The following is an 8,301-nucleotide window of genomic DNA, read 5'->3' on the forward strand; positions in this document are numbered from 1 at the left end:
GCTCCATGCTCAACAAGTCTTACCAGAACAGCGCGAGGCTCGCGCTGTTGCCGGCTCATGGCGTCACGCCATCCTCTGCCAACCCTGCCATCAAGATTGCTGACCTGGCGGTCGCTTTCGGGGGTGTGCCTGTACTGCACGGGGTCGATCTCATTGTGGGCAAAGGCGAGGCCGTTGGTATTGTAGGCGAATCCGGCTGTGGCAAGTCCGTGACCTGGCGGGCGGTGCTGGATCTATTGCCGCGATCCGCCGAGGTTTCGGGCGAAGCCTGGCTTGGCGACCTCGATCTGGTCGGCGCCCGGCCATCAGATTTGGATCGCGTACGTGGCCGGCGTATTGCCATGATCTTCCAGGACCCGGCCGGCGCCCTGAATCCGGTGCATCGCATAGGGGCGCAGATTGCTGAAGCACTTCGCCTGCATGGCGGCCTGACCGGTCCCGCCGCTCGGGCTGAGACCCGTCGGCTGCTCGACCAAGTCGGCATCGCTGATGCTGCAAATAGGCTCAATGCCTATCCGCACGAGTTGTCGGGCGGCCAGAACCAACGCGTAATGATCGCCATTGCGCTTGCAGGCCGGCCTGAACTGCTGGTTGCCGATGAGCCGACGACTGCGCTCGATGCCACTGTGCAGGCACAGATCCTGTTGCTGCTCAAGAAGATCCAGCACGACTCCGGCATGGCCTTGGTGATGATAAGCCACGATCTAGCGGCAGTAGCGGCCATCTGTGATCGGGTTTGCGTCATGTATGCCGGACGGATCGTCGAGGCCGGATCGACACACACGCTTTTGACCGCGCCGGAGCACCCCTACACGCGCGACCTCATCGGTGCCATTCCGCCATCGTTTGGACCGCGCATACGGTTGACCGCCATAGCGGGTGCGCCACCGCAGCGAAACCTGCCACCCGGTTGTGCGTACGTGCCGCGCTGCAGGGACGCTGTCGCCGCATGCCGCATGGTCCGACCGCAAGTGCGGCAGGTTTCTGCCGGGCATTCCGTGCATTGCCTGAAAGCTGCAGCCGAGCGATGACCTTGCTGCGTCTCGAAGGCATTTCCCGGAGCTTCCCAGTCGGCTCGGCGATTCTCAGGTCGCTGAAATATCTCGCTGCCGTCGATGGTGTGTCGCTGAACGTCGAGGCGGGGCAAACGACCGGCATTGTTGGGGAATCCGGTTGCGGCAAATCCACCACCGGCCGGATCGCGCTCGGCTTGGACTCGCCAGACAGCGGCCGGGTGCTGTTTCAAAATTCCTTGCTGCCGCGGATCGGCACCAAGGAGTGGCGCTCACAGCGGCGGCAGATGCAGCTGGTCTTCCAGGACACGCTGGGGGCGCTCGACCGCCGCATGACAGTTGGCGCCCTGATCGCCGAGCCGCTGGAGATTCACAGAGTTGGCGATGCCGCAAGTCGGCGGCAGCGGGTAAGGGAGCTGCTCCACGCCGTGGGACTTGGCGAAGACCACCACATGCTCTACCCGCATCAGCTTTCCGGCGGCCAGCGCCAGCGCATCGTACTGGCGCGTGCGCTAGCACCGAAACCGTCGCTTCTGGTTTGCGACGAACCGGTCTCAGCGCTCGACGTCTCTGTACAGGCACAAATCGTCAACCTGCTGGTGGATCTTCAGCAGGAGCTTGGGCTTGGCATATTGTTCATCAGCCATGACTTGCGGATCGTGCGTCATGTCAGCGATCGCATCGCCGTTATGTATCTAGGCCGCGTCGTCGAGCAGGGGCGCGCCGACGTCATCATCGACCACCCTGCACATCCCTATACGCAGGCGCTCGTATCGGCCATGCCGAGACTGCCAGGCGGCTTCGATCAGTATGTGCCGCTCTCGGGCGAGCCGCCGAGCGCCACCGATCGGCCTTCCGGGTGTCCGTTCCATTCGCGCTGCCCTCTGGCGCAGGACATCTGCCGACAAAGCCTGCCCGAACTCCTGCCATTGGGATCGGAACGGGAGGTCGCCTGCCATCGTGTGAGGGATCGATGACCGTAACAATCCTTCGTTTCATTGGCCCCAAAGTCTTTCGTGCCGCACTTTCGATCCTTGTTGTGGTGACCCTTACCTTCCTGGTGTTACGCGCGTCCGGGGACCCAGCCTTGCAAATTCTCGGTCCCAGCGCTCGTGCCGCCGACCTTGACGCCTTTCGCCGGCATTGGGGTCTCGATCAGCCGCTTTCTTTACAATATCTGCGCTACATCCGGGCGGCGTTTCATGGCGACTTCGGCAATTCCATGCTAGGCGGAAAGCCGGCCTTGGATGCTGTGCTCGAGCGAGTGCCGTTGACATTGGCGCTGATGATCCCCTCGCTGATGCTCACAATGCTGATCGGGATACCCGTCGGCGCCTATGCCGCCATGCATCGCGACAGCTGGGTCGACCGATCGGTTATGATGCTGACCGTTCTCGGCTTCACCGTACCGAGCTTCGTGCTCGGGCTGCTCCTGATACTGGTCTTTTCGGTCACTCTCGGCCTGCTCCCGTCAGGCGGCGCTGACCGGGCTGCCGGCTTCGTACTGCCGGTTCTGACGCTCGGCATTGGCGGGGCGGCCATCATCGCGCGTTTCACGCGCAGTGCCATGATCGAAGTTCTTTCACAGCTATACGTCGTCGCGGCCAGCGCCAAGGGCGTGACCTGGCGGGAGGTGGTTCACCATCATGCCCTCCCGAACGCGATCATTCCTGTGCTGACGCTGTTCGGCTTGATGCTCGGCGGACAAGTTGCAGGCGCCGTCCTGGTGGAGAATGTATTCGGCTGGCCCGGCATCGGCCAGTTGCTGGTGGTCTCGGTCGCTAACCGCGACCTCGCCGTGGTTCAGGTCATCCTTCTGCTTGTGACGCTCACAATGACATCGGCCAACCTGCTGATGGACCTGCTTTATGGCGTGTTCGATCCGCGCTTGCGGGCCTCGAGCGCTGGATCGCATTAAGAAACGCCGGTCATGCTGCCCAGCCCTCAGACGACATACCGGATGGACTTGCCGATACGCCTCGCAGCGGGCTGGGTTCTGCTCATGGTTGTGGCGGCACTCGTGGCAGCGCACATTGCCCCCTACGAGGTTACCGCCATCGACCTGCGCCATCGTCTGGCGCCGCCTGTGGGGTTCGGCGGGACGATGCTGCATCTCCTTGGAACTGACGACCTCGGCCGTGACGTTGCCTCGCGCCTTATCTACTCGATCCGCACCAGTTTGCTGGTCGCCTTCGGCGCGACCGCGATCAGCGTGTTCGTCGGTACGGCGATCGGCTTCATCGCCGCTTATTTCCGCCGGCTGGTCGAGCACGTTCTGCTCCTAATGATCGACGTTCAGGCTTCATTACCATTTCTAATCGTGGCGCTGGCGATGCTTGCCTTTTTGGGCAATTCGCTGTCGCTGTTCGTCGCCCTGATGGGGCTGTACGGCTGGGAGCGGAATGCGCGGCTGGCGCGGGGCCTGGCGATGGCCGCCGGTGCGCAAGGCTATGCGAGTGCAACCCGCCAGCTCGGCGCCCATCCGTTGCGCGTCTATGTTCGGCATATCCTGCCCAACAGTGCGGCAACGCTTCTGGTCGCGGCAACAGTGACATTTCCCGAAATCGTTCTGGTCGAAAGCGGGTTGTCCTTTCTCGGCCTTGGCGTCCAGCCGCCCATGAGCAGCCTGGGCGTGATGGTCGCCGCCGGCCGCGAGTATATCACCCGCGCCCCATGGATGCTGCTAGCTCCCAGCCTCGTCATCGTGCTGACCGCCGTCGCGGTGAGCGTCCTCGGCGACTGGTTGCGCGATCAGCTCGACCCAACCCTAAAATGACGGAGCCTTCATGCAAAGAAAGCTGATCTCCATGCTCGTCGACGGCGTCAGCGCCGACACATTCGAGGCCTATGCGCACCACCTGCCGAACATGAGCCGGCTTGCGGCTTGCGGCCTGCGCGTTCGCCGGCTGAAATCGGCCGTGCCAGCCACCTCCGTCCCCGGCCGCGCAACGATGTTGACGGGCGTCGGACCTGAAGTACACGGTGTCTACGGCAATCATATCTTCCGCGGTGACATCTTCATGGCGCCGCTGGCTGAGGATTTGCGGGCACCGACACTTGCCACCCATGCCAAGGCCGCCGGCCTGGATGTCGCGGCGATCGGCCATGCGTTGATCGCTCTGGACGACACTTCCATCTATATTCCGCCCTGGTGGCTGCGCAGTTTCGTGACCGGTCATCGCTTCGGCAAGATGACCACTCCCGAAGCATTGGCGGCCTCGCGCACTATCCACGATCCCGAAGATCGGCTCGCGCGCGCCGGCCTGACCGAAATGGATTGGTTCAGAAAGGCAGTTGATGACGGCGTGCCGCACCTGCTGGCCGGCCTCGCACTCGATCAGTTTCTTAATCGCGCCGTAGTGGCTCTGCTCGGCTCCGACCGGCCGCCGGATCTCGTGCTGACGGAGATCGAGATGCCGGATGCATTCCAGCATGATCTCGGCTACGACAGCCCTACTGCGATCTGGTCGATGCAGTTCGCCGACATGCTGCTGGGTAACGTCGTGGCAGTTCTCGAGCGGAACGGACGGCTCGGCGACTATGTGATCGCGATCGCGAGCGACCACGGTCACGGTCCGGTCGATACGGCGATTTTTCCAGAGGCCATTATCCCTGACATGCACTGGATGACCGAAGGCGCCAGCCTCTACGTCTCGCTCAAAACGCCCGGCGATATTGACAGAGCCACCGAGCGACTGTCGCCCTATGGCGTCGAGCTCTGGAACGATCTGCATCTGCCGGAGCCACTTCGCGGGGCTGTGGCGATGTTCGTCGCGCCGCCTCGGCATTCCTTCGAGGAGCGTGCAACGCATGCGTCCGCGCCGCTCTCCGCGACGGGCAGGCCGCACGCCGTCTCAACTCACGGTTTTCGGCCGGGCAGCCGTGAGGACGACCGCATGTTCATCGTGTCCGGCATCGGAGTGGCCCAGCGGACCGTGGAGGAGGCAAACGCGGACCAGTTTGCGCCGACGCTTGCGAGTGTTCTCGGCTTGCCCCAGACGCCTTATGCCGGGCGCTCGCTGATCGAGGATTAGAGCTGTGTATGATTTCCGAGATTGTGGCCAGCCTGTCGGTACCTCAATATCGAGTATGCGCCCATTGCCTATACGACGACGCCTTCAGATGCGGTGCTTTCGTGGCCTAAAGTGCGTTACAGAGCTTTTATGAGCCTTTCGTTCTCCGCTCGACTTCGAACAGTCAGGCGAATATATCGATCCGCATCTTTCATCACTTGGAAGCCGCATTCCCTTATGAGGACGGAATCGAAGAGAATGAGCCGACGTTTGAGCTCGGCAGTGAATACCGAATCTTCAGGCAGCCGACACAAGATGAAATTTGTTTGTGAAGGCACTACTTCGAGGCCCGGTATCGTTTCCAAATTTCGAATAACTCTCGATCCTCGCGCAACATTTCCAGACTCTCTTGCAGCTCCTTCATAAATTCGGGAAGCAAGATTAGTATGTATTCTGCAATACCGTTGATATTCCACAGCGGCAGTTTCCGGCGCGCGGCATCAACTAGATCCCCATCGCCGGATATGAGATAGCCGAGCCGAATTCCGCCGAGCCCGAAGAGCTTTCCAAGCCTCTTCACTACGGTCAGATTGTCACAGGACAGTACTGGATTCTCGACGCTGTTTGCGCTTCCGTCAGCGGGAAAATCGATAAAGGATTCATCCACGATCAGCCTCGACATCACCCCAGATGGAACGACCCCGTTTTTGATAACTGCGCTTTGGTTTGATCTCCAAAGTGAACGGTCGGGTCTATCGAGATCGCCTCGTCAATGCCGCCCGCGAGGAGCCTCAGCAGAAAGGTTGAATGAGCGACATCGTCGGATAGAGCGTTGTCCATCGAACCATAAAGCTCATAGTGTCGATATGAATATACCTCACTTGCAGTCCGGCTGGTGTTGAGCGCCGCACCGCTTTCAAAAGTGCTCAGGCGACCCGATGATTGCCGCCAAGGATTCCCGGCGCTTGATCGAGCAGTCGACGATTCCATTGCCACCGAATGTTCATGTCACGGCCGGCAAAGCCTCTGGCGAAACGGGGAGGACGACCTCCATCGCAAACGTGAAAGAGGTGTGTTGTCCAACCGAATTGGTTACGGTTGCAACCTAACAGTCGGACACGGTTGCAACCTAAAAGTTTGCCGGAGTAGGCTCGCTCAGATGAATTTTTGATGTGAGGGAACGTGGACCCGCGAAATAGTAATTCATTCCGTGTAACAGCCTTGTGGCAGGTGCAGGACGCCGGCTCGGGAGGGGGGCAAGCTGGCCAGGTCGGGCAACTGGGCTTTGAGCAGCACGTGGCCGAGGCGCGCCGAGCCGATCCGTTGCAACGGGTTCGCGATGCGGAGCCAGTTTCCTCGGGCGGCTCTCAGGAGCCCGGCCGCCGGGCTGCCCCGTCCCCCAGGTCAGACGGGGTTCCCGAGGCGCTCCGGCCGCTGTTCGATGATCGAGCCGACGAGCCGCCAACCGATCCAGAGGAGCTTCTGCGACTGGAACAGGGGTTTCGCGAGGTGCTTCAGCGACGGCAGGATGATCAAGCCGCCTCTGCGATCAAGGATGTTATAAACGTCTCATTCGCCGTCCCCAGAGGCTTCTCCCATGGGGCTCAACGCGTCCCAGACGCGATGCTCTCTTCCTTGGACCGCGATGGCCACTTGCCGGATGCGGGCCAGGCCCGGCAAGTTAAGCAGCACGTGGCCGAGGCGCGCCGAGCCGATCCGGCTCCTGTCGCGAGTGGCGCCCATAATGCTCCGTATCCCCATCTGTCCGGCGAACACCGGGACCTTGTTGATCAGGCGATCACTCACGTTGCGGCTCGGAAACACTATAGCAAGGAAACGGTCCGTAACTACAGGAATGCACTTCGCCAATTGGCGAATGATCTCGGCGCTCGTGGCCAAGCGGATGATCTAAAAAGTCACCAATCCCTGGTCGGTCATCTCGATGCTTTCTTTCCGAAAAGCCGTAAGATGAAGTCGGTGTTGAACGTCCTCCGTGCGTATGATGAGAGCCCGGGCTATTCAGCCATCTATCCCCATCTGTCCGGCGAACACCGGGTCCTTATTGATCAGGCGATCACTCAAGTTGGGCCTCGGAAACACTATAGCGAGGGAACGGTCCGTATCTACAGGAATGCACTTTGCCGATTGGCGAATGATCTCGGCGCTCGTGGCCAAGCGGGTGATCTAGAAAATCACCAATCCCTGGTCGATCACGTCGATGCTTTCTTTCCGAAAGACAATACCATGAAGAAGGCATTGAACGTCCTCCGTGCGTATCATGAGCGGGGCTATTCAGCTACTGCCGGGCGGCCAGCGCCCTCAGACGCGCATGTCTTAGAACAAGTGGCCAGTGACAGCAGGTTGGCCTCAAGCACCCGTGTTCGCTATGGTCATAGTCCTCGCAAATTAAGGGCTCCAGAACCCGCCTCGCCAGCGACCGCCAGGCTGTCAGACACCTATCGCGGTGTTCCGTTGGTCGATCTGACCACCTCCTCCGATGCTCAGATGAGAGCTTTTCCGTCAGGCTCGTCCAACCTCCCTGAGGGGGCGGTGCTCGGCGCCGACGAACTGCTGAGCGACGCCCATATCCACAGGGATTACCGGTTGCTGGAGCAGGACCTGCAGGCGGCCCATCCAGCGCTCGCCGCCCGAACGCGGCTGGTGGATGCGATAGTCTCCCATCACCTGCGCCGTCACGACGTGGACGTGCAAGGTAGTTTGCTGTCCATCTATCATCAAAACGGCGCCCCAGCCGACTTCGTGTTCCTGCCAGTGAACAGTGCCGATCCTATGGATCCGGCGCCGGATCCTCAACGCATCGACCATTGGTCGCTGCTGCTCGTTGATCGCCGCGACCCGAAAAGAGCGGTGGCCTATCACTACGATTCCATCCAGCAAAACGGACAGGGATACAACCACGCGCTTGCACGAGAGCTTGCAGCAAGACTGGACGCGACCACCCTGGTGACACCCGCCATGGCCCGGCAGAACAACGCTGTTGACTGCGGCGTCTTCGTGGTGGACGGCACGCGCGAGCTGGTTCGTCGATTGGCGAACGAAGAGCGGCCAGACCCGCAGCTGCCGCTGCACCTCAACTACCTCGCCGCCGATCGGCAGGCGCTGCAAAACCGACTGAGGGAGCAGCGCCTTCCGCACGAGCCTGTCGCAATCCCCGCGGAAGCTTTTTTACCAGCTGGGTCGCAGGTGCAACACGCCGTCTTGCAAGAGCAGCAAGCCCGACAAATCGCGCCAGCGCCGTTTGCACGGCACTTGGC

The 8,301-nt window shown here is 61.0% G+C and carries 6 protein-coding genes and 1 pseudogene; 6 read left to right on the forward strand and 1 reads right to left on the reverse strand.

Annotated elements, in window-relative coordinates; genetic code table 11:
• Positions 1-5: 5 nt before the first annotated feature.
• From ACWGS8_RS26295 to ACWGS8_RS26315, 5 genes are read left to right on the forward strand one after another with little or no spacing between them, the layout of a single operon-like run.
• The gene (locus ACWGS8_RS26295; protein WP_454583635.1) at positions 6-1,031 is read left to right on the forward strand and encodes an ABC transporter ATP-binding protein; all 1,026 of its coding nucleotides are present in this window, start codon (positions 6-8) and stop codon (positions 1,029-1,031) included.
• Positions 1,028-1,990, forward strand: coding sequence for an ABC transporter ATP-binding protein (locus ACWGS8_RS26300; RefSeq protein ID WP_454583636.1), 963 nt, complete (start codon positions 1,028-1,030; stop codon positions 1,988-1,990). The genes ACWGS8_RS26295 and ACWGS8_RS26300 overlap by 4 nt, the downstream gene beginning before the upstream one ends.
• On the forward strand, positions 1,987-2,931 hold the full coding sequence (locus ACWGS8_RS26305; RefSeq protein WP_454583654.1) for an ABC transporter permease: 945 nt from the start codon (positions 1,987-1,989) through the stop codon (positions 2,929-2,931). Before ACWGS8_RS26300 ends, ACWGS8_RS26305 begins: the two co-directional genes overlap by 4 nt.
• Positions 2,932-2,943: 12 nt before the next feature.
• Positions 2,944-3,789 (forward strand): ABC transporter permease, encoded by an 846-nt coding sequence (locus ACWGS8_RS26310; protein WP_454583637.1) that lies wholly within the window; start codon positions 2,944-2,946, stop codon positions 3,787-3,789.
• A gap of 31 nt (positions 3,790-3,820) precedes the next feature.
• Entirely contained in the window at positions 3,821-5,047 is a 1,227-nt protein-coding gene (locus ACWGS8_RS26315; protein ID WP_454583638.1) for an alkaline phosphatase family protein, read from the forward strand.
• A gap of 316 nt (positions 5,048-5,363) precedes the next feature.
• Here ACWGS8_RS26315 and ACWGS8_RS26320 read toward each other — a convergent pair whose 3' ends face one another.
• On the reverse strand, positions 5,364-5,693 hold the full coding sequence (locus ACWGS8_RS26320; RefSeq protein ID WP_454583639.1) for a hypothetical protein: 330 nt from the start codon (positions 5,691-5,693) through the stop codon (positions 5,364-5,366).
• Positions 5,694-6,208: 515 nt separating this feature from the next.
• Here ACWGS8_RS26320 and ACWGS8_RS26325 point away from each other — a divergent pair.
• A pseudogene (locus ACWGS8_RS26325) lies at positions 6,209-8,301 on the forward strand (hypothetical protein); the annotation flags it as partial.

This window comes from Mesorhizobium sp. 43Arga, assembly GCF_053714255.1.

Bases quoted from the DNA above. Each gene is read 5' to 3' on its own strand.
- ACWGS8_RS26295 (WP_454583635.1), top strand. From the start codon at position 6: ATGCTCAACAAGTCTTACCAGAACAGCGCGAGGCTCGCGCTGTTGCCG.
- ACWGS8_RS26300 (WP_454583636.1), top strand. From the start codon at position 1,028: ATGACCTTGCTGCGTCTCGAAGGCATTTCCCGGAGCTTCCCAGTCGGC.
- ACWGS8_RS26305 (WP_454583654.1), top strand. From the start codon at position 1,987: ATGACCGTAACAATCCTTCGTTTCATTGGCCCCAAAGTCTTTCGTGCC.
- ACWGS8_RS26310 (WP_454583637.1), top strand. From the start codon at position 2,944: ATGCTGCCCAGCCCTCAGACGACATACCGGATGGACTTGCCGATACGC.
- ACWGS8_RS26315 (WP_454583638.1), top strand. From the start codon at position 3,821: ATGCTCGTCGACGGCGTCAGCGCCGACACATTCGAGGCCTATGCGCAC.